Genomic DNA, 24,094 nt, shown 5'->3' with positions numbered 1-24,094 from the left:
GAAATTCCTCCTCTAATGATTTAGCACCCGACTTAAAAATAAACGAGCTCTTTCTTGTTCAGGATGTACAAAAAATTGCGCCGGTGTTGTATCTTCAATAATTTGACCATCATCCATAAATAAAATCCGATCTGCTACTTCTCGCGCAAATCCCATTTCATGAGTGACAACGACCATTGTCATCCCTTCTTTAGCCAGCGCTTTCATAACATCAAGTACCTCTCCAATCATCTCTGGATCAAGAGCAGACGTAGGCTCATCGAACAGCATAATTTCCGGCTGCATCGCAAGTCCTCTAGCAATTGCTACCCTTTGCTGTTGTCCTCCGGATAATTGATGCGGATATACATTAGCCTTCTCCGGGATTCCTACTTTCTCTAAATAAAACATTGCTGTTTTCTCTGCTTCTTCTTTGGAAACTTTATTTACTTTAATCGGTGCTAATGTAATATTTTGCAGAACTGTTTTATGTGGGTATAAATAAAAATGTTGAAAGACCATCCCAATATTTCGCCGCAATTCATTCATGTCCGTTTTTTTATTGTGTACCTCTGTATTTTGTACAATTAATTCTCCATCTGTAATTGCCTCTAATTGATTTATACATCGAAGCAATGTACTTTTTCCTGATCCTGAAGGCCCGACAACTACTACCACTTCTCCTTTTTTCACTTGCACATTAATATTTTTCAAAACTTGAAAGTTACCATAATATTTATTTACATTACGAAACTCTATCAACATACTCCCCCCTTCCACTAACAAAGCATGTACATTCTTTTTATATTCAAAAATAGGCAAAAAAATAACTTCCAGCTTCATTTTGTCCATAAAAAAAGCAAAGGGATCTTCCCTTTGCTCCTTCGTTCCTATTCTATTAAGATACTTCCTCTTTCTTATCTTTTCCGTATTCATGCTCCCAGAAATCAGCATTTTTAATACCTAATGGTCCTGGGTCAAATACTGGATCTTTTCCTTCTTTTTTCTGCTTTTCATAATCCTTTAATGCGACTAATGCAGGTTTTTGTAATAGTAAAATCGCAATGATATTTACCCATGCCATAATTCCTACACCGATATCACCTAAAGCCCACGCCGTTGCTGCTGTTTTAATACAGCCGTAGAATACAGCTCCTAAAAAAACAAATTTTAGTACCATAGACAACCAAGGACGGTCTTTATCTCGATTTAAGTACGCGATATTCGTTTCTGCAATGTAGTAATACGCCATAATTGTTGTAAACGCGAAGAATAATAACGAGATTGCAACGAAACCATTTCCAAATCCAGGGAAAACAGATTCTACCGCCGCCTGTGTATATCCTGGTCCTGGCTGAGCACCATTTAATTTATTAACAATAAAGTTTTTTCCGCTTGCATCAAATACGTTATACATGCCTGTAATAATCATCATAAATGCTGTTGCTGAACAAACAAATAATGTATCAATGTAAACGGAAAATGCTTGTACTAAACCTTGCTTAGCTGGATGTGATACTTCGGCTGCAACTGCTGCGTGTGGTCCAGTCCCTTGTCCTGCTTCATTGGAATAAATACCACGTTTTACTCCCCAAGAGATTGCTAAACCGATAATACCACCGAAAGCAGCTTCTAATGCAAATGCACTTCTTATAATTAACATAAATGCTTCTGGCAATTTTTCAATATTCATAGCAACAATGACGCAGGCTACTAAAATATAGCCTATTGCCATAAAGGGTACGACAACTTGCGCTACGTTAACAATTCGCTTTACTCCACCGAAAATGATAAGAGCTAATACGACAACTAATATAGCCCCTGATACGGTAGTATTAATACCAAAAGCAGTTTCTAAACTTACAGCAATACTATTTGCTTGCACACCTGGTAATAACAGCCCTGTTGCAAGAATTGTCGCTGCAACGAATACTAAAGCATACCATTTAACTCCTAGACCTTTTTCGATGTAATAAGCAGGACCACCTCGGAACTGCCCTTGATGTTTCGTCTTATATATTTGTGCTAATGTCGATTCTACATAAGCAGAACCTGCCCCTAAAAAGGCTACTGCCCACATCCAAAATACAGCTCCTGGTCCACCAAATGCAACCGCTGTTGCTACCCCAGCGATATTTCCTGTTCCAACGCGTCCTGATAATGAAAGTGCTAACGCCTGAAATGAAGAAACACCAGCCTCTGATTTTTCTCCTTGAAATGTCAGCTTCACCATTTCTCCTACGTGCCTTACTTGTAAAAACTTCGTTCGAATGGAAAAATATAAACCTACTCCTAAACATAAATAAACAAGTGCTGGACTCCAAACAATATTATTTAACCAATTTACGAAAGCTTCCAACATTCCCCCTCCTTCTTTATAAAGAATATTCAGAATATATATAAAATTTTAAGTGTATACCTAATCTAGGACAATATTATTTTAATAAAATAAACATATTTTTGTATAAAAAAACAAAGTATATATTTGTTTTATATACTTTGTTTTGAACTAAATGTATTATATATTCACAATTGCTTCTCTTTTAATAATTCTTTCGTATAGCTCTTCTGATAATTTCAAGAAGTTATCTGGCATATCTTTCCCCTTAAACTTCTTTTGAAGCGTTCCATATAAACCTATATCACGTAAACGTAAAAATAGTGGTAACGATTCATACCAACTATTCGCAAGCTTATGTTCATATTCGTATCCTTTTCTTAACACTTGTAGCTGTTTACGAGCAAAATCTGTCTTCTCTTCCACTGTCCACGGTGTAAATAGAACAGAGTAGTATAGAACCATCGCTAAATCATGTATAAAGTAATTATAAGCCGCATCATCAAAATCAAAGATTGTTAGCTCTTTACCATCATAATGAAAATTACCTTGATGGATATCACCGTGCATAAGACCAAACGTTTCTCTTTCAACTGGAAGGGCCTTAATTTCATCCATTAATACCGCTGCAATCTTTTTCACTTGATCATCTTCTAATTCATTAACAATTCCACTTTCGTCTTCTTCCCACGTATCACGGTAGTCTGTTTCAGGATAATCCATTGTAAGGCGATGTAGTTGTCCAATTGCTTTTCCCCACGCTTCAAAGTAAGCCTCTCCCCAATAAGGTGATTCCTCTCCTTTTACTTGCTCGCCTTTTGCATATGTAAATAAGGAAGCGAAAAAGAGCGTCCCATCCTCTGCTACGATTTCTTCTACGAGATTTTGAGACTTTGAATAAAGAGGTCCCGCTACCTTTGCTCCGTTCTCCGCAACATATCGTAAAAAGTCTAGTTCAGCCTCTACCTCTTGTTTAGAGCGATGAGAAGAATGTGTTAAACGTAATACGTAATCTTCATCATTATCACCCTTCGCCTTAAAAATATAATTCTCAAAATCTCCAAGTGGCTTTTCTTCTACTGTTACATGAAATTCTCTTGCCGCTCTTGCTAAAATTTCCTTTGTAAAAACACGTTCTACAGCTATTTCCATATGTATCCCTCCTATATATCTTCTTAATTCGACACAAATGTTAGAAGTACTGCTATGAAATTGAATAATGCACAAAAGACAATGTAACGTAACTTTCAATCCTCTTTTTTAAAAAAATAATTCAAGCATAAATTTCTCACAAAAGACAAAAATTAACAGAAACAATTGCACTTTAAAAGAGGTGGAAATTATGACCGAGAAAAAAGAACAACAAGAGAGTAAAAACCAAAAGCATATGTTTCCATCACTTCCGGAGAACATTAATTACATTGAAAATAAACTTTCCCATTCTGATGATATAAAAAAATTAGATCTCCCTTTTCAAAATGGAAAAGGAACAATCTTATATATCGAATCTTTAGCAGATCCAAATCTAATTCATCAATTTGCTCTTGAACCATTATTAACGCGTTCTGATTTGTCCTTAGATAAAGCCTTTTCCACATTAAATATGAAAAAAGAAACGAATTTAAATTATGGGGTACAGCTCTTATTACAAGGTAAATCATTATATTTTCATGAACATGTCGACAGTTTTTGCATTTTCGAAACAGCTTTATCTTTAAAGAGAGCTATAACAGAGCCTGATAATGAAGGGATTGTACGCGGACCACATACTGGTTTTGTAGAAGATTTAGCAACGAATTTAGCCTCTATTCGTAAACTCATTAAGAGTCCAAATGTAGTTGTTAAATATTTTACACTCGGTGAAGAAATGCACACGAAAGTAGCTATTGCTTATATGCAAAACATAGCTAATGACGATTTAGTTACAGAAGTAAAAAGAAGGTTAGAAACTATAAAAACCGATTCCCTTATGGCACCAGGTTATATACAAGAATTTATAGAAGATAATTCTTTCTCGCCATTTCCACAACAATTAAATACAGAGCGACCAGATAGAACTGTCGCTAATTTAATGGAAGGTCGAGTTGCTATATTATCTGATGGAGATCCAACAGCACTTATCGTTCCTGTTACGTTATTTGCTTTCTATCAATCACCAGACGACTATAATAACCGCTGGATTGTTGGTTCTTTCGTCCGAATGATTCGCCTAGTGAGCTTCTTGATTGCCTTTCTCTTACCAGCTATATATATCGCAACCGTCGCTTTTCATCCTGATGTGCTGCCACTTGAACTCGTTTATACAATTAAAGCTTCTTTAGAAAAAGTGCCGCTTCCTCCTATTTTTGAAGCTCTCTTAATGGAATTAATCTTTGAATTATTACGGGAAGCTGGTATTCGCTTGCCAAGCCGAGTTGGACAAACAATCGGTATTGTAGGCGGTTTAGTAATTGGTGATGCGATTGTAAAAGCCGGACTCGTTTCTTACACAATGATTATTGTTGTAGCTTTAACTGCAATTGCGTCTTTTCTCGTTCCATCCAACGACATGAGTTCAGCAGTTCGTATTCTTCGTTTTCCACTAATGATCCTTGCTGCTATATTCGGATATGTTGGAATTTCATTTGGCTTAATTATAATTTTCGTTCACTTATGTCAGCTTCATTCTTTTCATACACCATATCTTTCTCCTCTTGCACCAATGAATATAAAAGATATGAAAGATGCTTTTGTCAGACTTCCAATTTGGTCATTTGGGGAACGACCACATGATTCAAAGCCGAAAAAAATGCAAAGACAACTTGTAACGAGGGAGGATGAGAACAGTGACAAACACGCAAAGTAAAATTTCGCTAGTGCAATTTACCTTTTTCGTTATTCAATGTCAAATCGGAGTTGGTATACTTTCTTTACCAAACCGTCTTCACCCGATAGCGAAAGGTGGCGGATGGATTTCTGTTCTCATCGCTGGGCTCGCGATTCAACTTATCATTTTCCTTATGTGGTTCTTATTAAGAAGGTTTCCTAATACAAATATATATGAAATTGTTTGTATGATGTTTGGTAATAAACTTGGAAAACTATTAGGATTCTCTTATGTTTTTTATTTTACCCTTATAGGTATGACCGTTATGTTAAATGCTTGTAATGTCATTAAAGTATGGGTTTTGCAAGCAACTCCTTGGTACGCAATTCTCATATTATTTACAATAGCTTGTTGTTATGTAGCTTATAATACGTTTAAAGTCATTGTACGATTTTATGTTATGGCCTCTATTCTCATTTTACCAATGGCCCTTTTAATTGCCCTTGGGCTCACGCGAGCTGATTTTTCTTATATTTTCCCCATTACAGAGGCTGGATGGTTGAATATTATTCAAGCATCTAAGGAAACAATTACAGCCATGTATGGTTTTGAAATTATTCTTATTGCTTTTCCAAAAGTAAATGGGAATCCGATTGCACGGCTAAAGGCCATTTCTATCGCTAATGGATTTGTAACTCTTTTTTACACTTTTACCGTTTGGATTTGCTTTATCGTATTTAGCCCAAAGCAAATTGAGCTTATTCCAGATCCAGTCGCCTACTTATTGCGATCCTTACATATTGGGATTATAGACCGTACTGATTTAATATTCATACCAATTTGGATGATAACTGTCGTAGCTTCTATCGCTAGTTGTTACTACGTTGCTTCTATAGGCATTGGGCATATATTCAACCTTACTAATCATAAAAAATCTGTTCCAATTGTTGGACTTATCTCTTTTAGTATCGCCTTATTTATAGATACACCTGAAGAATTAAAGTCGATTGCAAATTTCACTGATAAATTCACTTATATTTTCATTGTCTTTCTTCCTTTTTTATTTCTTCTTTATTCCTTATTAAGAAATAAGAAAGGAGCTCCATATGCACAAAAAAACAGTTAAATTATGTAGTATCTTATGTGCTAGCTCACTTCTTTCTGGTTGCTGGGATCAAGAGCCTTTAAGGGAGGCTAGATTAGCTTATAGTATTGGATTTGATATTACAGAAGAAAATCAACTTCAGCAAACGGTTGAACTTGTAAGAAGTTCAGGAAGCGAACAATCTTCATTTGAAAATGAAATACATTCAGCAACTGGCCATAACATACGAGACACTAGCGATACTTTGAAAGAAAATGTGACTGGAAACATTCGATATTTCAAATACGGTTTGCAACTTTTGGGAACAAAAATTCAAAAAAAAGGAATATTTCCTTTTTTAGATATTAGTTTTCGAGACCCCACAAACCCTACTGCTCTGGTAAAACTTATTTCAGTAGATGGTGAAACAGCTGAAATACTAAAAAAAAAGAAAGTAGGAAATTTACTAATTGGAGATTTCCTAAAGAAAAAAGTGAAAAGTTTAGAAGATATGAGTGTGTTCCCAAAGGAAACTTTAGAAACAGCTGCTACAAAAATGTTAGATCCGGGTAAAGATTTCACCCTCCCTTCTATAAAAATAAAAGGAAAAGAAGTTATCACAAACGGGTTATCTTTATTTAATAAAGATAAATTAACTGGACATTTACCTTTGAAACAATCTGTTTTATTCGTGTTATTAACTGGAAAAATGGGAACAAGTGCCCGTATCACCCAAAAACTTACTAGCGATGAATCAGAGACGACATCTGATTATTTAACGATGGAAATTAGCAATCGGAAATTAAAACGAGACTTAAAAATAACAACAGATAAAAAAGGAAATGTTTATGCTCACATTAAGCTTCAACTAAAAGTTATAGCGCTTGAGGCTCCAAGAGATGATTTTTATAAAATGTGGGAACGAAAAAAACTAAATAAAGAATTATCAAAGCAACTTACGAAAGAAGCGAAACAAATAACAAAAAAGCTACAAAAAGCAAACTGTGATGCTTTCGGTATCGGCAGACACCTTATCGCTTATCACCCTGATTTATGGAAGAAAAAAAATTGGGATAAAGATTATGCAAAAGTAAAGTTTAAACCTGAAGTAGAAGTAAGCATTTTGTATAGTGGTGTCTTAAAATAAAAGGTTGTATGCCTCCTCGGCATACAACCTTTTATTTCGTATATCTATATACAATTGATTCATATGGCCTTAAGTTAAGATTATTAACATCCACACTTGAATCTTTATAATTTGATAATACTATCTCTTGTTCCATTCCATCCAATTGAATATTCACTGGTACGGAATATGTGATGTCTTCTCCATAAAAGTTATTTACAACAAGTAATACTTCATTCTCTACAGCACGTGTATATGCCCAAATCTTAGGATGATTTACATCTAAAATAGCATACTCTCCATCTGTAATAACATCATATGTTTTTCTTAGTTCAATTAGTTTTTTATAATGATAAAATACAGACTCATTATCTTCTAATGCCTTCTCTACGTTTATTTCTTTAAAGTTTTCAGCGACCGAAATCCAAGGTGTGCTTGTTGTAAACCCGCTATTTATTTCTTCATTCCACTGCATCGGAGTGCGAGAGTTGTCACGAGATTTCTGCTTTAAAATCCCTATAATCTCTTCTTTTGATAGCCCTTCTTTTAGCTTTATATCATATATATTTAACGATTCCACATCACGATATTGCTCGATGGACTCAAATTTAGGATTCGTCATACCGATTTCTTCCCCTTGATAAATATAAGGCGTTCCTTGCAGCATGTGCATGGCTGTCGCTAACATTTTTGCAGATTCGTTTCGGTACTTTCCATCATCACCAAAGCGTGACACGATGCGAGGCTGGTCATGGTTACACCAAAATAACGCATTCCATCCTCCGCCCTTTTGCATTTCAATTTGCCAGTTAGACATAATCTCTTTTAATTTAATAAAATCAAACTCTGCTTTCGTCCACTTATCACCATTCGGATAATCTACTTTTAAATGATGGAAACTAAACGTCATGCTTAATTCATTGCGCTCAGGGTTAGAATATTTAATACAATTATCAATTGTCGTAGATGACATTTCTCCAACTGTAATTACATCTGTTCCTGCAAAAACATTTCGGTTCATCTCTTGTAAATATTCATGAACACGCGGACCATCTGTATAATACTTGCGTCCATCACTTGTCGCAGTATTACCTTCATCGTTTAAGAAGTATTGGTCTTTTGAAATTAAGTTAATGACATCTAATCGGAATCCCGTTACCCCTTTATCCAGCCAAAAACGCATCATATCATATACTTCTTCACGAAGTTTTTCATTTTCCCAATTTAAATCAGCTTGTGTTTCATCAAATAAATGTAAATAATATTGCTCCGTCTTCTCATCATATTTCCAAGCAGATCCACCAAACTTAGACTGCCAATTATTTTTTTCATCACGCCAAATATAGTAATTACGATATGGACTATTTTTATCTTCCTTCGATTCTTTAAACCACTTATGTTCAGTCGAACTATGATTTACAACAATATCAAGCATAATCTCAATGTTACGTACTTTCGCTTCTGCTAAAAGTTCTTCAAACTCTTCCATCGTTCCGTAAGATGGATCAATGCTGTAGTAATCACTTACATCATATCCATTATCATTTTGTGGTGATTGGTATATCGGTGTTAACCATATATAATCCACTCCGAGTTCTTTTAAATAATCTAGTTTCTCTGTAACACCTTTTATATCCCCGGTTTCTCTATTGTAATAACTATTAAAGCTCTTCGGATAAATTTGATAGACTACACTTTTATGCCAATCCTTCATGTTTAACTTCCTCCTACTTCTGTTTTACTCGTTTTGCAAATAACCACGTTAACGTAAATGGAATTACAACTGCGATAATCATTCCGACAATAAACATTGGAATCGATTTCGGAATGATAGAAATAAATGCTGGTAATCCGCCAATTCCGATAGCAGGTGCTAATACACCATTTAACGTAATAAATATAGCTGCAATAGCCGAGCCAATAATCGCTGCATAGAACGGGAATTTATTTCGTAAGTTTACACCAAACATAGCTGGCTCTGTAATACCGAAATATGCCGAGATTGCTGATGTAGATGCCATACTTTTATCATTTTGATTTTTAGAAATCCAGAACATCGCAAGTGCCGCACTACCTTGCGCAATGTTAGAAAGAGCGATCATCGGCCAAATAAATGTGCCACCGTGCTGTGCAATCAATTGTAAATCAATTGCAATAAACATATGATGCATACCTGTAATTACAAGCGGTGCATATAATGCTCCAAACAATACTGCTCCAACTACTGGTACTGTTTCATATACACCTACTAATCCTACTGTTAATAAATCTCCAATATGACGTGTAACCGGACCGATAATTCCTAATGCTAACACACCTGTCACAACGATTGTTGTAATTGGTACAACTAATAATTGAATTGCATTTGGTACATGTTTCTTTAAGAAAACTTCTACTTTACTTAACACAAATGCAGCTACTAAAATAGGTAAAATTTGACCTTGATATCCTACCTTCTCAATTTGGAACAGTCCTAAAATATCGAAGTACTCAATCTTTTGTCCGTCTAAACCAGTCGCTGCTTTTCCATAGTCCCACGCGTTTAATAAGGCTGGATGCACAAGCATTAATCCCATAACAATCCCTAGTATCGGACTACCACCAAAACGCTTCGTTGCTGACCAACCGACAAGTGCTGGTAAGAATACGAATGCTGTATTCGCCATCATATTAATTAAATCCCAAAGCCCGCCTAAGTTCGGATAAACATCTAATAAATTTTTCCCATCAAAAAATAAGTCCTTTGCGCCTAATAGGTTGTTAATACCCATTAGCAAACCAGCTGTTACGATCGCTGGTAATATTGGCATAAATACATCCGAAAATATTTTTACAAACTTTTGAGCTGGATTTAACTTCTGATTCCCGGAATCTTTTACGTCAGCTACAGTCGATTCTTTCATACCTGCAAGCGTTATCAATTCCGCATAAACACGATCTACATCCCCTGGACCAATTACAATTTGAAATATCCCAGCGTTATGAAACGCCCCTTTCACTAATGAAACAGACTGTAATTTATCATTATCTATTTTACTTTCATCTTTTAAAGCGATACGGAGCCTCGTCACACAATGTGCAGCTTGTTCAATATTGTCTTTCCCTCCAATATACTGCAACACTTCCTCTGCTGTTTTACGATAGTCTTTCCCCATATTCCCGTCCCTCTTTTCTTTTTTTGATACCGTTTACAATTACATATTAACTCGTATATATAAGTTAGTCAACACTCGTATATACGAGTTTGTGTTTTTTTTATAAAAAAAAAGAGATGAAACAATATTTTGTTCCACCTCTTTACTTCCTGCGTGCCACATCCGAAAAGTGAAAAATATCTAAACGGTGGCGTGATTCTGTATATTCAAACTGACTTCCATCATACAAATGTGTAAAATTTTTCACAACGACAACATAGTCTGTTCCATTTAAATCTAAATACTTTCTGTCATCCTCTGTACATGACTGTACTTCGATTACCCTCTGTGAATAGCTAATATGTAGCCCTAATTCTTTCTCGATGTATTTATAAATTGACGCCGTTGCAATTTCTTTCGTTAACCCTGGAATAAACTCAGATACAAAATGATTTATATCTAAAATTACTTTTTCTCCATCAATATTTCGTACACGTTTAATATGGTCAATCTCTGTTTTTTCTTTTACATTTAATAATTTCGCAATTTCTTTTGTGGCTTTTTCTTTGTCCATTTCCACAACTTCCGTAATACAATGACGTCCTAAACGTTCATTTTCTTCTTGGAAACTTACAATACCGCCAAAATTAAATTCAATATTTTTTCGCTTTAAAACAAAAACACCTTTTCCATGAATTTTTTGCACATATCCACGCTCTTGCAGTAAATCTACAGCTTTTCTTACCGTCCCTCGGCTTGCCTCATACTGCTTCATTAATTCTGTTTCTGATGGGATTTTGCATCCCTCTTTTAATTGTTTATTATCAATAGATTTACTGATTTCTGTATAAATTTGTTCATACTTACTCATCATCTACAATAGCCCCTTGTCACCTTCTAATTCTATATGTATTATAACATGCTTCACTCTTCTGCCAATCTCTCACTTATTTTCCAGTACAAGAAAAATATAGGTAAATATTTAATCTTTAAAACGTATTTTTATAAAAATTTTTATATTTTTCTTTTCATTCAAAAAAACATGTAGTATACTAACTTCAAAATCAGAGGAGAAAGGGAGCAAAGAACTATGCTTACTTATACAACAAATGTAGTTACATTTGCACAAAAACATCATCATCATACGTAACCCTTGAAACCTAGCGGAAAAATTACGCGTAGGTACAAGGGTTATTCCCGTTGTACCTACGCTTTGGCGAAAGAGCCATGTAGGTATTTTTTTATCTACATGGCTCTTTTTTTATTGTCAAAAAGCTAGTAAAAAATGATGTTTAAGCAAAACTTACTACAAAGGAGTTAACAAAAATGGAAACGAAAAAATGGGGATTATGGGTTTTAACAGCATTTGTTATCGGGAATATGGTTGGCGGTGGCGTATTTATGCTTCCAGCAAATTTAGCACAAGTATCAGGTCCAATGGGTTCTACACTCGCATGGAGTATTACAGGCCTTGGCGTATTTATGATTGCACTTGTATTTGGAAATTTAGCGATTCGGAAACCAGAATTAAAAGCTGGACCACAAAGCTACGCTCAAGCGATGTTTCCTTCAAAAAAAGCTGGTAAAGTTGCAGGATATAGTATGGCATGGGGATATTGGGCTGCTAACTGGGCTGCAACAGCATCTGTTATTATTTCCTTTGCTGGATATTTATCAACATTCTTTCCAGTTTTACAAAGTAAGCAAATTCTTTTTTCAATAAACGGATTTTCACTAGAACTCGGAAAAGGATTAACTTTCCTCGTATGTAGCCTTATGCTGTGGGGAATTCAATATATTCTTTCTCAAAATATTGATCGAGCTGGAAATATGAATCTACTTGCTACCATTGCAAAAATTATCGGATTTACAATGTTTATTGTAATTACATTATTCATTTTCAATGCCTCTAATTTCGGAGACGGTCAAACCTTTATGAATGAAGCAGGACAATCCATCTCGTTAGGCGGACAAATCAATTCAGCTGCTATTGCAACACTCTGGGCATTTATCGGTATTGAATCAGCAGTTATGCTTTCTAATCGTGCAAAATCACAGCGCGATGTAAAAAAAGCTACGATTTTCGGATTAATTATCGCTCTTCTTATTTACATGTCAATTACTTTACTTACAATGGGAGCTCTTCCGCAAGATGCTTTAAAAGAGTCTCAAAAACCATTAGTAGACGCATTAAATTTAGCAATTGGAAATAAAGGCGCATATATAATGGCTTTACTCGCTCTTATATCTTTATTTGGATCTACAGTTGGCTGGATTGTTGTTAGTTCAGAAGTACCTTACCAGGCAGCAAAGAATGGACTTTTCCCTAAGTTTTTCGGGAAAACAAATAAAAAAGGTAGTCCTTCAAAATCATTATTGATTACAAATGTAATGACGCAAATTTTCTTATTTTCAACGATTTCTGGTACTGTTTCAGAAGCTTATAGTTTCGCTATTGTCGTAGCAACATTAGCCTATTTAATTCCATACCTAGTTTCTACTCTGTACCAATTCAAACTGGTTATTACAGGAGAAACGTATGATATAATGCCTGGTTCTCGAATAAAGGACGGGATCATCACTACATTAGCATTTGTATACTCAATTTGGGTTATCAAAACGGGAACTGCTGATTTAAAAACGTTCTTCTTAGGAATTGGATTGTTCGTATTAGGTCTTATTCTTTATCCAGTACTAATGAAAGACTCACAAAAAACGGATTAAATAAAGAGAAGCTGCTGGCTTCTCTTTTTTATTAAAAATCTGTAATTAACTTTTCTTTTAACTCTCCTACAGATAAAGGTTTCGCATAATAAAATCCCTGTACATAATCACAGCTCATTGATTGTAACAAACTCTCTTGCTCTACTGTTTCTACCCCTTCAGCAACTACTGCTAAATTTAAACTATGAGCAATTTCAATAACAGATTTTACAATTGTTCGTTCTGGTTGCGCGTGATCATAATGAAATTCACGAATAAAATTACGATCAATTTTTACAATATCCAGTGGTAGTTGTTTTAAATAATATAAGGAAGAATAGCCAGTTCCGAAATCATCCAAAGCAATTAAAACACCCATATTTCTTAATTCTTGTAATGTAGCAATAATATAATCAAAATGGCGGACTGCAATGCTTTCCGTTATTTCTAATATTAAACGGTTCGGAGGAAAACCAGTTCTCTTTAAAATGCTACGTACAGACAAAATAAAACGTTTCTGCATTAATTGTTGTATAGATAAATTCACAGATAACTTTAGCCCTTCTTGATAATTTGGCAATGTTTTAAACAATCGGCACGATTTTTCTAATACCCAGTCTCCTAGCTTTATAATAAGTCCAGACTCTTCAGCTACCGGGATAAATTCGCTTGGTGCAATGGGTCCGTCTTCTGTCATACAGCGTACTAAAGCTTCTATACCAGAATATCTCTTCGTTTTCAAATCAATAATAGGCTGCAATGCTACATCTAACTCTTCATCACGAATTGCCTTTTGCAAAGCAAACTCAACTTTCATTCTACGATTTATTTTCGCGCGTAGCTCATCTGTAAAGAAACATGCAGCGTTTCTACCTTGTTCTTTTGCACTATACATAGCTAAGTCAGAGTTTTTCAATAACGTTTCCACGTCTTGTCCGTCTTGTGGATAAGAACAAAGTCCTAGACTAGCTGAAATGTATACTTCATGGCCTTCCAATATAAATGGTGCCTGAAAACATGACAACACAGATGTCGCTAACTGACTCATATCATCTTGCCTATGATTTTTTGTTAACAGCACAAATTCGTCGCCACCTAGCCTAGCCAGAACATCTTTCTCTCCTAGTACATAATGCAACCGTGAAGCGACTTCGCTTAAAAGTAAGTCCCCTATCATATGACCTAACGTATCATTTACTAATTTAAAACGGTCCAAATCAAAGTAAATCATACCAAATTCTTTTTTATCTGCAATCAATTTATTAACGGTCGTTATTAATTGCAAACGGTTCGGCAAACTCGTTAAAGCATCATGATAGGCAAGTTCCCTATAACGACTTTCACTTAGCCGCAATCTATGTTCCGCTTCTTTTCTACTACTAATATCATTTCGAATTGCGATAAACTGGTATGGCTCTCCTTTTTCATTTAAAAATGGAACAATTGTTGTTTTGACCCAATAATATGTACCATCTTTTGCTCGATTCCGAATCTCACCTGTCCATACTTTCCCATTCAAAATACGTTTCCATAAGTTTTGAAAAAAGGTTTTCGGATGATGTCCTGAATTTAAAATACGGTGATCTTTTCCAATTAATTCTTCTCTTTTGTATTTAGAGATTTCACAAAATTTATCATTTACATATGTAATAAGACCTTTTCGATCTGTAATTGCAACAATTGAAGACTCATCTAATGCTAACTTTAAATCTCGCAATGAAGAGTCATATAATGCATGACCTCTCTGTTCTAGCATGCGCATCTCTCCTTGCTTCCTATCTGACTAAAACACAACCTGTTTCTCTTCATAGAAATAGAGATATTTCATTTTCTAATACTAGCCCATTACATAAATTATCTTTTTAAATAGACCGATTAAAATAACATAATATTATTTGTAATAAAAAGCAATATTATACCGTTTCAATTATAACTAGTAGCTTCTCATCTCCCTAATTATTTCGCACCTTATTATACTGCAATCCTTTTAAGTGGCTCTATCCAAGCCCTGTTTCTAACTAATACCATTCACATCAGATCTCTTTACTCTTTAATAACAAAATAGAAATTAGACCATACTACATAATTATTCACGAATAATAATATGAAAATCTACATTAATGTATATGTTTTTGAATTACAATAACAAAATATTAACATATTTTCACCTTAATTTTGGAAATATTTTATAAATAAATACCGTATTAAACTAAAAAAGAGGGTAGCCTCTTTTTTAGTTTAATACGAATATGGTATTTGCTGATAACCTGGGTATGGCATTGGATACGTTACAGGGTATGGTGATGGATAAGTTACTGGATATGGAGCTGGATAATACCCTCCACTTGCTGTACCCGTTAATGCGCCAGCTGTCAGTCCACCTAACACTCCTCCCGCAAAGCTTCCAGGGAAAAATCCGCCTCCCCATGAACTACCACCACCCCAGCCCCATCCGCCTCCGTGATGATGATGGTGATCATGGTAATTGTGTCCTCCATGGTGATGATGTCCGCCGTTATGATTGTGCCCACCATGATTGTGTCCTCCATGATGATGATTCCGATAGTACAATCCATTGTTTTCTATATAATGCATGTTTCTCCGCTCCTTTTCGATTTTTTCATTTTCATATGCGTTAAGAGTGAGATAAAAAATGGGATAGTACACTGTATGTAGGACAAATGCGGAAAGTATAGGTGATATGTCTATATTTTGTAAAAAAAGCAAAACACCTTATAATAAAGATGTCATATTACATCTTCTATTTAAGAAGTCTATATTGAAAAAAGATTAGGGGAATTATATAGAAATGAAGAAGCCTATCGTTCAATTACTATTAATATTTACAATTGTATCTATCGTTCTGTTCCTATTAAATACATCGTATATTTCGTTATATACATTTGTCGGTGCTCTATGGTCCATTACAATCGTAGGAATTTCATTCGTTATTTTTATAGAAAATAGATCTCCACAAAGTACATTAGCGTGGTTTTTAGTATTAGCACTTCTTCCTATTATAGGTGTGCTTTTATACGCTATTTTCGGGCGCAGCCGCTGGAGAAGAAAAAAACATCTCCATCGTTCAGAAGAACAAAGAAAATTATTCCGTGAAATATTAGAAGGAAGAAGACTAGAGTTATTACTCACAGTCCCACTAAATGAACGTTCCATGCATTTAACAGAAGTCATACAAAAATTTGGAGGCGGTCCTGCCGCAGATAGAACAACTACAAAACTTTTAACAAACGGAGATCAAACATTTTCAGAGATTTTGCAAGCTATAGAACAGGCAAAACATCATATACATATTCAATATTACATTTATAAATCTGATGAAATTGGTACAAAAGTTCGAGATGCTTTAATACAAAAAGCAAAAGATGGTGTTATTGTACGCTTCCTTTATGATGGCCTTGGAAGTAATACGTTAAGAAGAAGATTTTTGCAACCTATGAAAGAAGCTGGGATTGAAATTGTAGAATTTGACCCTATTTTTTCAGCTTGGTTACTTGAAACTGTCAATTATCGTAACCATCGAAAAATCGTTATTGTAGATGGAGAAATTGGTTTTACCGGAGGACTCAATGTCGGTGATGAATATCTTGGCCGTTCAAAGAAATTCCCCGTTTGGCGTGATAGTCATTTAAAAATAGAGGGAAAAGCATTATATAAATTACAAGCAATCTTTCTAGAAGACTGGCTCTATGCCTCTAGTGGTTTAAATACTTATTCCTGGGATCAATTCATGAATAGACAATACTTCCCAGGTAAAGAGATTTCAAATGCAGAAGGTGCTGTTCAAATCGTAGCAAGCGGACCAAGCTCCGATGATAAAAGTATTCGTAATACATTATTAGCTGTTATGGGCTCTGCAAAAAAATCTATTTGGATCGCTACACCTTACTTTATTCCAGATCAAGAAACTTTAACATTATTACGCTTAAGTGCAATTGCCGGAATAGATGTACGGATTTTATATCCAGGTAAAAGTGATAGCATCATTAGTGATCAAGCATCTCAATCCTATTTCACTCCGCTTTTAAAAGCTGGTGCTTCTATTTACAGTTATAAAGATGGTTTTATGCATGCAAAAATTGTACTCGTTGATGATACAATTGCAACTATCGGTACAGCGAACATGGATGTACGTAGCTTTGAATTGAATTACGAAATTATTAGCGTACTTTATGAATCAAAAACAGTTCAAGATATTAAACGTGATTTTGAAGAAGATTTTAAACATTCAACTGAAATTAAATGGAACTCTTTCCAAAAAAGAAGTATAAAAAAACGCATATTGGAGTCTTTCATGAGGCTCATTTCTCCTTTACTGTAAGCAATCAACTTCATCTTGATTGCTTTTTCTTTTCCCTTTATCCTCCTTCCTTTTCTTTGCATACCATATTAAAACAAGTTATCATAAGATGTATTACTTTATGAAAATAATGTTAGGTGGGAAATACATGTTAGAACAATTTCATATACATTCTGATTTAAAACAGCAGCTTTCTACGATTCATGAAAAGAATAAACAAGAAGCTGGTGAAAATGCTCATTTAATCGGTACTAAAATATATAAAGCATCTGATAACAGCATTATCGAAGATGCGATTACAGCACTTCTTCTTGGCAAGAACATTCTATTAAAAGGACCGACTGGTAGTGGTAAAACAGTACTCGCGGAAACTCTTTCTTCTTTATTTCAAAAACCAATGCATAGCATTAACTGCTCTGTCGACTTAGATGTAGAAGGTATTTTAGGATACAACACACTACAAACGAAAGATGGTGCATCTGAAGTTTCATTCGTGAACGGTCCTCTTATGAAAGCAATGGAGAACGGTCACTTCCTATATATTGACGAAATCAATATGGCAAAACCTGAAACTTTACCGCTACTTCACGGTGCATTAGATTACCGTAAAATGATCACAAACCCATTTACACAAGAGGTTGTATACGGTGATGACGAATACCGTGTAATTGCTGCGATTAACGAAGGTTACGTTGGAACAAGTGAACTAAATGAAGCATTAAAAAACCGTTTCGTTATTATTGAAGTTCCTTATATTCAAGGTGACACATTAAAAGAACTATTATTAGCAGAATCAAAATTAAATGATGTTGCAACAATTGAAAAGTTTGTTGCATTTGCAAGCGACCTTATGCCTTTAGCTCGCGATGGACGTGTAAGTGAAGAAGCAGCAAGTATTCGTGGTATTATCGACGCATGTGATTTAGGTGTATATATTCCTGTTATGCGAGCTATTGAACGAAGCATAATTGCAAAACTTAATGATGAAACAGAACAAATGACTGTCCGTGAATTAGCAGAAAGTTATTTCTTTGAGGGATAATTTATGAGACAAATTTTTAGTGACAAAAAAATTGATGCGTCGCTGTTTCTACAAATGGAAAACTTAATGTATGCCCTTCTAAAAGAAGACGATGCCTATCTTGAATATGGCTATAAAGCATACTACGACGAAATTGAAAAGAAAGTTGTCATTAGTCACTTTTGGGATGATCGAAAAGAAGAAGATACAGTAATCGGATTAAAAAGCGAAGTGTTCTTAAAAGCACTTGGTAATAAACATTACTCGGACATGACTTTAATTCGTTCTTATGCGATTGAATTGCAAGAATCGCCCCTAAAAAAGTTTTTAACACAATTATTTGTTCTATTAGAAGATTTACGCGTTGAGGAAATCGTAAAGAACTTACGTCCTGGCACGAAGCATATTTTTAAACGCCGAAAAGAAATGTACCGCAATTATTTCGGCTCTCAAAATGAAATAAACCGCGTTCGTAATTATCACGGTGATCGTCTATTTTGCCTATGCTATCTTTCATTAACGAGCGATAAATATGAAATGTTCAATAATGAATATTTCGAGAAAATTGAAGCAATTTTACATGAAACATTCCAAGCACGTAATACAGAAGATATTATGTATATCGTTGAGAAAATTCGCTATCGCTTAGAGGCGCTTCTTGAAAGTGATATGCTTAACAACTATTTCGGGCATGCTCCACTTTACTTATCTGTCCTTGCAGATGAAAAGAACTGTCGCGTCGAAGATTTAGCAAATGATGATACGCAGCTTATAGATGACGATGAAAATAAAAACAAAATGGATGAAAGTTTCTCCACATGGCATCGTGAAAATAAAAATAACGAAAACGAGAACTTTTTACGCTTTGAATTAGAAAGCGGAACAAAAACAAACATGATGGGCGATACTGCTCGTGAATCAGAAGATGGCGACCAAGCACTTGGTTCTGTACAAGGTACCTCTCAAAAAAGTACACAATCCAACTTTGATGGCGCTGATACAGAAGAAGCAAGGGCTTCACACGCTTCTAGCCAGCACGACGGTGCATACGGTAAGTATAATGTAGGTGCTTCTCATACATTTAAAGAAGCTCGCAAAGCAAATATCGATGAGAAAAAAGATTACCAAGCTATCAAATCAGTCGTCAATAAAGATGTAAAAGAATTAAAGAAAATTATCGAAAAAACGATTGAAAATAAAACGAATGCGAATAGTGATAAATATTATGGAAGACTTCGCAAAAAATTCCTTCGTATTTATACCGAAAAACAGCCGCGTATGTTTTATAAAAAAGGACAAGAGTCACAAGAACTCGATGTTGCATTCCAACTGTTAGTTGACTGTTCTGGTTCTATGTATAACAAAATGGAAGAAACGAAGAAGAGTGTTGTACTATTCCATGAAGCTTTAAAATCTTTAAAAATCCCGCACGCTATTAGCGGATTTTGGGAAGATGCCTCTAGCGCTAAACCTGAAGATAAGCCGAACGTTATCCATGAAGTTGTAAATTATAAAAACTCAACGTTACCAAACGTTGGTCCGGAAATTATGCAACTTCGTGAAGAAGAAGATAACCGCGACGGATATATTATTCGTATCGTTTCTGAAAAGCTTGCAAAAAGACCTGAGAAACATAAATTCTTACTAGTCTTCACAGATGGTGAGCCTTCTGCGCTAGATTATCAACAAGACGGTATTTTAGATACGCATGAAGCTGTCAAACTTGCTCGTAAAAGTGGTATGGAAGTAATCGGAATCTTCATCGAAGAAGGTGAAGCGAAAGAAGCAACTTATCAATTAATGAAGAACATTTATAACCATCACTTCTTAGTTGCAAATCATGCTGAAGATTTACGATTGAAGATTAAACCATTACTGAAAAAATTATTACTGAAGACGATTGAATAGAAAAGAGGAGCCTTGTGGCTCCTCTTTTTCCGTTCAATTACTTTGTTTCTGGTTGAAACTTGTATGGAATGCCTACTTCTAATAACGATTCAAATCCTTCGTCATAGTATGGGAAGCGCTCATTCGCAATTGTTCGATCTATCCACTCTATTGCAGAAATTTCACCTTCATCTTCCGCAATAAGTTCACCTTTTACTACATTCGCTCGGAATGTAAAAAATAGTGCATGATTCCCTGATTCTTCAAAGAATTTTTCATTGATCGCAACAAGCCCACCTAACGTAGCAATTAAACCTGTCTCTTCTTTCACTTCTCTTATTAGTGCTTCCTCTAATATTTCACCTTTTTCCACAGCCCCGCCTGGCAATGACCAAACGTTTTGTTCTACATTATGTACCATTAATATTTTATCTGTTTCTTCGTTATGTATTAGTGCGTATACGACGTCAACTCTTTGCATAAGACTTCTCTCCCTCAAAAATAAGGAAGAGCCAATTCCTAAGAATCAGCTCTTCCTATTAATTCATCACTAACTCAGCTGTGTGCTTTTTTTTTAACTTAGCCAACATGTCCGTTGTCATTTTGTCTAAATCGTATTCTGCTTTAAAGCCCCACTCTTTCATTGCTGCAGTTGCGTCAATAGAGTTTGGCCAGCTATCAGCGATTGTTTGACGAGCTGAATCTACTGCATAATCCATTGTAAACGTCGGAATGTGTTTACGAATTGATGCTGCAATTTGCTCTGGCTCGAAACTCATTGCCGTAATGTTAAATGCATTTCTATGCACTAGCTTACTTGGATCAGCTTCCATTAATGAAATGATCGCTTGTAAAGCATCAGGCATATACATCATGTCCATGTACGTTCCTTCAGCAATGTATGAGGTGTATACACCTTTTTTAATCGCCTCATAATAAATTTCAACTGCATAATCAGTCGTTCCGCCTCCTGGAGGAGCTACGTAAGAAATTAAACCTGGGAAACGGACACCGCGCGTATCTACGCCAAACTTTTGATGATAATAATCACATAGTAATTCTCCTGCTACTTTGTTTACCCCATACATCGTAGTAGGACGCTGAATTGTATCTTGCGGTGTATTATCTTTTGGCGTCGATGGACCGAATGCACCGATAGAACTTGGCGTGAAGAACTTACAGTTTAATTCACGAGCTGCTTCTAATGCATTTACAAGTCCGCCCATATTTAAGTTCCATGCGAATAACGGATTTTTTTCTGCTGTTGCTGAAAGTAAAGCTGCTAAATGAATAATTGTATCTACTTCATTACGCTTTGCGATATCATGTAGTTTTTGTCCATCTGTTACATCTAACGTTTCAAATGGACCAGACGTTACTACTTCACTATCTGTTTCACGAATATCTGTTGCAATAACATTTGATGCGCCGTATACATCACGAAGTTTCATTACTAGTTCAGAACCAATTTGCCCTAAAGAACCGGTTACTAGAATTTTTTTCATTTTCCCCACTCCTCATTTGCAAGCTATTCAAAAGATGTCGTTACTTAAATGATGCCCATTTCTTTTCCTACTTTTTCATACTTACGAATTGCTTCATCTAACATTTCTTTCGTATGAGCTGCTGTAGGCATATTACGAACGCGGCCTGTTCCTTTTGCTACAGTTGGGAACACGATAGATTTTGCGTATACACCTTCTTCATTTAGACGTTTACTAAATTCTTGTGTTAATACTTCGTCCCCAATAATACAAGGTGTAATTGGCGTTTCACTTTCCCCAATGTTAAAGCCAAGTTCTTTTAATCCTTGTTTTAAGTATCGGCCATTTTCCCATAAACGATCGTGTAACTCTGTACTTTCCATTAAGATTTCAATTGATCTCATGCAAGCTGCTGCATCAGCTGGTGTTAATGCTGTAGAGAATAAGAATGGACGTGAACGAACTTTTAACCAGTCAATTAAGTTTTGTTTCCCTGCTACATATCCACCAATTACCCCAATTGCTTTTGATAATGTACCAATTTGGAAATCAACTTTATTAGAAAGACCGAAGTGCTTTACAGTTCCTGCACCTTTTCCAAGTACACCTGAACCGTGTGCATCATCTACGTATGTCATTAAATCTAACTCTTCTGCAATCTCAACAATTTCTGGTAGTTTTGCAACATCTCCATCCATCGAAAAGACACCATCTGTAATTACCATTAATTTATTGTAAAGACCTGATTCTTTCGCCGCGATTGCTTTTTGGCGTAAATCTTCCATATCAGAATGTTTATAAACAATAATTTTTGCTTTTGATAGACGACTACCGTCAATAATAGATGCATGATTTAATTCGTCTGAAAGAATCGCATCATTTTTATCCATAACAGCTGAAATCGCTGCCATATTACAGTTAAATCCTGATTGATAAGCAATTGCTGCTTCTGTATGTTTAAACTTTGCAATTGTTTCTTCTAACTTAATATGCAAATCTAAAGTACCGTTAATTGTACGAACAGCTCCTGCTCCAACACCGTACTTATGAATAGCACCAATTGCTGCTTCTTGCAAACGGCTATCTGTTGCTAATCCAAGATAGTTGTTTGAAGATAAGTTAATATATTCTTTTCCGCCTATTGTAATGATCGGTCCATTTGAACTCTCAAGCGGATCAATTACGTTATAAAGCCCCTTTGATTTTAAATCCTCTAAATTTTCTTCTAAAAATTTCGCAAGTGTTTTACTAGACATCGTGAAGCCTCCCATCGTTCGTGTAAGCGGATTATTGTCTTAATAGTTCTAATAATCCCTCTACTAGCTTAACACGTTTTCAGAATTTATTATAGAAAAATAGTTTAAAGTAACCGCTTACAATTTTAGATTATATATGATTCATTACAATAAATCTATCATTTACTTTTCATATTTGATAGAATAAAAAAAATATTTGGGGAGGCTTCAAACATGGCATTTACAGAATCTGATGTATACAATAACACAGCATTTTTCGAACAATATATGAAACGAAGGTACCGAGAAAATAGCCCAAATGAATCCATTGAAAAACCAGTATTCTTTCAGCTCATTGGTCATGTGCAAGGAAAACAAATTCTCGATTTAGGCTGTGGTGACGCTAAGTTTGGTGCGGAATTATTAGAGAAGGGATGCTACTCTTACACCGGCATTGAAGGCTCCGAACTTATGTATGAAAAAGCTAAAAAACAACTAGAAAATAAAAATGGATCTGTTCATTTTTTAAACCTCAAAGATTATACCTACCCCTCTTCCACTTTTGATTTAGTAACATCTAGACTTGCCTTACATTATATTGAACATCTTGATACCATTTTTCAAAATGTGTTTCAAACTTTAAAAACAAATGGCACCTTTACCTTTAGCGTTCAACATCCCGTTATTACTTCTTCATTTGAAAGCTTACAAACAAGTGGTAAAAGAACGAGTTGGCTCGTCGATGATTACTTTAAACTAGGCAAACGGGTTGAACCATGGATTGACCAAGAAGTTATTAAATATCATCGTACAACGGAAGAGTATTTCACATTATTACAGCAAGCCGGATTTACCATTACATCATTAAAAGAAGCTACACCAAATCCAACCTATTTTCAAGAGGAAGAAGAGTATAAACGTCGCTTACGTATTCCTCTCTTCCTCTTATTTTCTTGTACCAAATAAAAAAAACGATGAA

The 24,094-nt window shown here is 35.2% G+C and carries 19 protein-coding genes; 8 read left to right on the top strand and 11 right to left on the bottom strand.

Features of this window, described 5'->3' with window-relative positions:
- Positions 1-12: 12 nt before the first annotated feature.
- The 3 genes from JFU02_RS22675 to JFU02_RS22665 all read right to left on the bottom strand — a co-directional run bounded on the left by JFU02_RS22675 (position 13) and on the right by JFU02_RS22665 (position 3,469).
- A complete protein-coding gene (locus JFU02_RS22675; protein ID WP_327896246.1) occupies positions 13-831 on the bottom strand; it encodes an amino acid ABC transporter ATP-binding protein in 819 nt (272 codons plus the stop codon).
- A gap of 46 nt (positions 832-877) precedes the next feature.
- Positions 878-2,338: an alanine/glycine:cation symporter family protein gene (locus JFU02_RS22670; protein ID WP_201071667.1), complete on the bottom strand. Its 1,461-nt coding sequence runs from the start codon at positions 2,336-2,338 to the stop codon at positions 878-880.
- 159 nt (positions 2,339-2,497) lie between these two features.
- The gene (locus tag JFU02_RS22665) at positions 2,498-3,469 is read right to left on the bottom strand and encodes a phosphotransferase enzyme family protein (protein ID WP_086407032.1); all 972 of its coding nucleotides are present in this window, start codon (positions 3,467-3,469) and stop codon (positions 2,498-2,500) included.
- A 190-nt stretch (positions 3,470-3,659) separates the two neighbouring features.
- Between JFU02_RS22665 and gerKA the strand changes: the two genes are divergently transcribed.
- Genes gerKA through JFU02_RS22650 form a run of 3 tightly spaced genes read left to right on the top strand, consistent with a single transcriptional unit; the run spans position 3,660 to position 7,354 of the window.
- Positions 3,660-5,162, top strand: a complete 1,503-nt coding sequence (gene gerKA, locus JFU02_RS22660) for a spore germination protein GerKA (RefSeq protein WP_061668112.1) — start codon at positions 3,660-3,662, stop codon at positions 5,160-5,162.
- On the top strand, positions 5,143-6,249 hold the full coding sequence (locus JFU02_RS22655; RefSeq protein ID WP_000185803.1) for a GerAB/ArcD/ProY family transporter: 1,107 nt from the start codon (positions 5,143-5,145) through the stop codon (positions 6,247-6,249). Before gerKA ends, JFU02_RS22655 begins: the two co-directional genes overlap by 20 nt.
- Positions 6,230-7,354 (top strand): Ger(x)C family spore germination protein, encoded by a 1,125-nt coding sequence (locus tag JFU02_RS22650; RefSeq protein WP_097960554.1) that lies wholly within the window; start codon positions 6,230-6,232, stop codon positions 7,352-7,354. Before JFU02_RS22655 ends, JFU02_RS22650 begins: the two co-directional genes overlap by 20 nt.
- Positions 7,355-7,385: 31 nt before the next feature.
- On the opposite strand, the gene treC is transcribed toward JFU02_RS22650, so the two are convergent.
- From treC to treR, 3 genes are all read right to left on the bottom strand, one after another.
- Positions 7,386-9,047: an alpha,alpha-phosphotrehalase gene (gene treC, locus JFU02_RS22645; RefSeq protein ID WP_097820782.1), complete on the bottom strand. Its 1,662-nt coding sequence runs from the start codon at positions 9,045-9,047 to the stop codon at positions 7,386-7,388.
- A 13-nt stretch (positions 9,048-9,060) separates the two neighbouring features.
- The gene (gene treP, locus JFU02_RS22640) at positions 9,061-10,488 is read right to left on the bottom strand and encodes a PTS system trehalose-specific EIIBC component (RefSeq protein WP_000513932.1); all 1,428 of its coding nucleotides are present in this window, start codon (positions 10,486-10,488) and stop codon (positions 9,061-9,063) included.
- A 142-nt stretch (positions 10,489-10,630) separates the two neighbouring features.
- Positions 10,631-11,341: a trehalose operon repressor gene (treR, locus tag JFU02_RS22635; RefSeq protein ID WP_000987243.1), complete on the bottom strand. Its 711-nt coding sequence runs from the start codon at positions 11,339-11,341 to the stop codon at positions 10,631-10,633.
- Positions 11,342-11,793: 452 nt separating this feature from the next.
- Between treR and JFU02_RS22630 the strand changes: the two genes are divergently transcribed.
- Positions 11,794-13,191, top strand: a complete 1,398-nt coding sequence (locus JFU02_RS22630; protein WP_000448446.1) for an amino acid permease — start codon at positions 11,794-11,796, stop codon at positions 13,189-13,191.
- A gap of 31 nt (positions 13,192-13,222) precedes the next feature.
- Here JFU02_RS22630 and JFU02_RS22625 read toward each other — a convergent pair whose 3' ends face one another.
- Together JFU02_RS22625 and JFU02_RS22620 are read right to left on the bottom strand one after the other, a co-directional pair.
- Positions 13,223-14,926 carry a putative bifunctional diguanylate cyclase/phosphodiesterase gene (locus JFU02_RS22625; protein ID WP_000893347.1) on the bottom strand — a complete coding sequence of 568 codons (1,704 nt, stop codon included), beginning with the start codon at positions 14,924-14,926 and terminating at the stop codon, positions 13,223-13,225.
- 482 nt (positions 14,927-15,408) lie between these two features.
- Positions 15,409-15,765, bottom strand: a complete 357-nt coding sequence (locus JFU02_RS22620; protein ID WP_000558974.1) for a hypothetical protein — start codon at positions 15,763-15,765, stop codon at positions 15,409-15,411.
- A gap of 214 nt (positions 15,766-15,979) precedes the next feature.
- On the opposite strand from JFU02_RS22620, the gene JFU02_RS22615 reads away from it, so the two are divergent.
- From JFU02_RS22615 to JFU02_RS22605, 3 genes are all read left to right on the top strand, one after another.
- Positions 15,980-17,509: a cardiolipin synthase gene (locus JFU02_RS22615; RefSeq protein ID WP_061668108.1), complete on the top strand. Its 1,530-nt coding sequence runs from the start codon at positions 15,980-15,982 to the stop codon at positions 17,507-17,509.
- Positions 17,510-17,636: 127 nt separating this feature from the next.
- A complete protein-coding gene (locus tag JFU02_RS22610) occupies positions 17,637-18,530 on the top strand; it encodes an ATP-binding protein (protein WP_097820779.1) in 894 nt (297 codons plus the stop codon).
- A 3-nt stretch (positions 18,531-18,533) separates the two neighbouring features.
- A complete protein-coding gene (locus tag JFU02_RS22605; RefSeq protein WP_001248841.1) occupies positions 18,534-20,417 on the top strand; it encodes a vWA domain-containing protein in 1,884 nt (627 codons plus the stop codon).
- A 37-nt stretch (positions 20,418-20,454) separates the two neighbouring features.
- On the opposite strand, the gene JFU02_RS22600 is transcribed toward JFU02_RS22605, so the two are convergent.
- From JFU02_RS22600 to JFU02_RS22590, 3 genes are read right to left on the bottom strand one after another with little or no spacing between them, the layout of a single operon-like run.
- Complete coding sequence (locus JFU02_RS22600; RefSeq protein WP_061668106.1) at positions 20,455-20,877, bottom strand: NUDIX hydrolase; 423 nt, start codon at positions 20,875-20,877, stop codon at positions 20,455-20,457.
- 58 nt (positions 20,878-20,935) lie between these two features.
- A complete protein-coding gene (locus JFU02_RS22595) occupies positions 20,936-21,901 on the bottom strand; it encodes an L-threonine 3-dehydrogenase (protein ID WP_061668105.1) in 966 nt (321 codons plus the stop codon).
- A 44-nt stretch (positions 21,902-21,945) separates the two neighbouring features.
- The gene (locus JFU02_RS22590) at positions 21,946-23,136 is read right to left on the bottom strand and encodes a glycine C-acetyltransferase (RefSeq protein ID WP_000095912.1); all 1,191 of its coding nucleotides are present in this window, start codon (positions 23,134-23,136) and stop codon (positions 21,946-21,948) included.
- Positions 23,137-23,349: 213 nt separating this feature from the next.
- Between JFU02_RS22590 and JFU02_RS22585 the strand changes: the two genes are divergently transcribed.
- Positions 23,350-24,081 (top strand): class I SAM-dependent DNA methyltransferase, encoded by a 732-nt coding sequence (locus JFU02_RS22585; RefSeq protein ID WP_061668104.1) that lies wholly within the window; start codon positions 23,350-23,352, stop codon positions 24,079-24,081.
- The last annotated feature ends 13 nt before the right edge of the window (positions 24,082-24,094 follow it).

The sequence above is a fragment of the Bacillus sp. TH13 genome (assembly GCF_016651175.1).
GTDB lineage: Bacteria > Bacillota > Bacilli > Bacillales > Bacillaceae_G > Bacillus_A > Bacillus_A thuringiensis_S.
The sequence above is the reverse complement of the archived record's forward strand: the minus strand, read 5'-3'. Positions and strand labels throughout refer to the sequence as shown.

Coding starts and splice junctions, on each gene's coding strand:
- JFU02_RS22600 (WP_061668106.1), bottom strand. CDS start 20,877: ATGCAAAGAGTTGACGTCGTATACGCACTAATACATAACGAAGAAACA.
- JFU02_RS22595 (WP_061668105.1), bottom strand. CDS start 21,901: ATGAAAAAAATTCTAGTAACCGGTTCTTTAGGGCAAATTGGTTCTGAA.
- gerKA (WP_061668112.1), top strand. CDS start 3,660: ATGACCGAGAAAAAAGAACAACAAGAGAGTAAAAACCAAAAGCATATG.
- JFU02_RS22610 (WP_097820779.1), top strand. CDS start 17,637: ATGTTAGAACAATTTCATATACATTCTGATTTAAAACAGCAGCTTTCT.
- treR (WP_000987243.1), bottom strand. CDS start 11,341: ATGATGAGTAAGTATGAACAAATTTATACAGAAATCAGTAAATCTATT.
- JFU02_RS22620 (WP_000558974.1), bottom strand. CDS start 15,765: ATGCATTATATAGAAAACAATGGATTGTACTATCGGAATCATCATCAT.
- treC (WP_097820782.1), bottom strand. CDS start 9,047: ATGAAGGATTGGCATAAAAGTGTAGTCTATCAAATTTATCCGAAGAGC.
- JFU02_RS22605 (WP_001248841.1), top strand. CDS start 18,534: ATGAGACAAATTTTTAGTGACAAAAAAATTGATGCGTCGCTGTTTCTA.
- JFU02_RS22650 (WP_097960554.1), top strand. CDS start 6,230: ATGCACAAAAAAACAGTTAAATTATGTAGTATCTTATGTGCTAGCTCA.
- JFU02_RS22625 (WP_000893347.1), bottom strand. CDS start 14,926: ATGCTAGAACAGAGAGGTCATGCATTATATGACTCTTCATTGCGAGAT.
- JFU02_RS22675 (WP_327896246.1), bottom strand. CDS start 831: ATGGACAAAATGAAGCTGGAAGTTATTTTTTTGCCTATTTTTGAATAT.
- JFU02_RS22585 (WP_061668104.1), top strand. CDS start 23,350: ATGGCATTTACAGAATCTGATGTATACAATAACACAGCATTTTTCGAA.
- JFU02_RS22615 (WP_061668108.1), top strand. CDS start 15,980: ATGAAGAAGCCTATCGTTCAATTACTATTAATATTTACAATTGTATCT.
- JFU02_RS22665 (WP_086407032.1), bottom strand. CDS start 3,469: ATGGAAATAGCTGTAGAACGTGTTTTTACAAAGGAAATTTTAGCAAGA.
- JFU02_RS22590 (WP_000095912.1), bottom strand. CDS start 23,136: ATGTCTAGTAAAACACTTGCGAAATTTTTAGAAGAAAATTTAGAGGAT.
- treP (WP_000513932.1), bottom strand. CDS start 10,488: ATGGGGAAAGACTATCGTAAAACAGCAGAGGAAGTGTTGCAGTATATT.
- JFU02_RS22630 (WP_000448446.1), top strand. CDS start 11,794: ATGGAAACGAAAAAATGGGGATTATGGGTTTTAACAGCATTTGTTATC.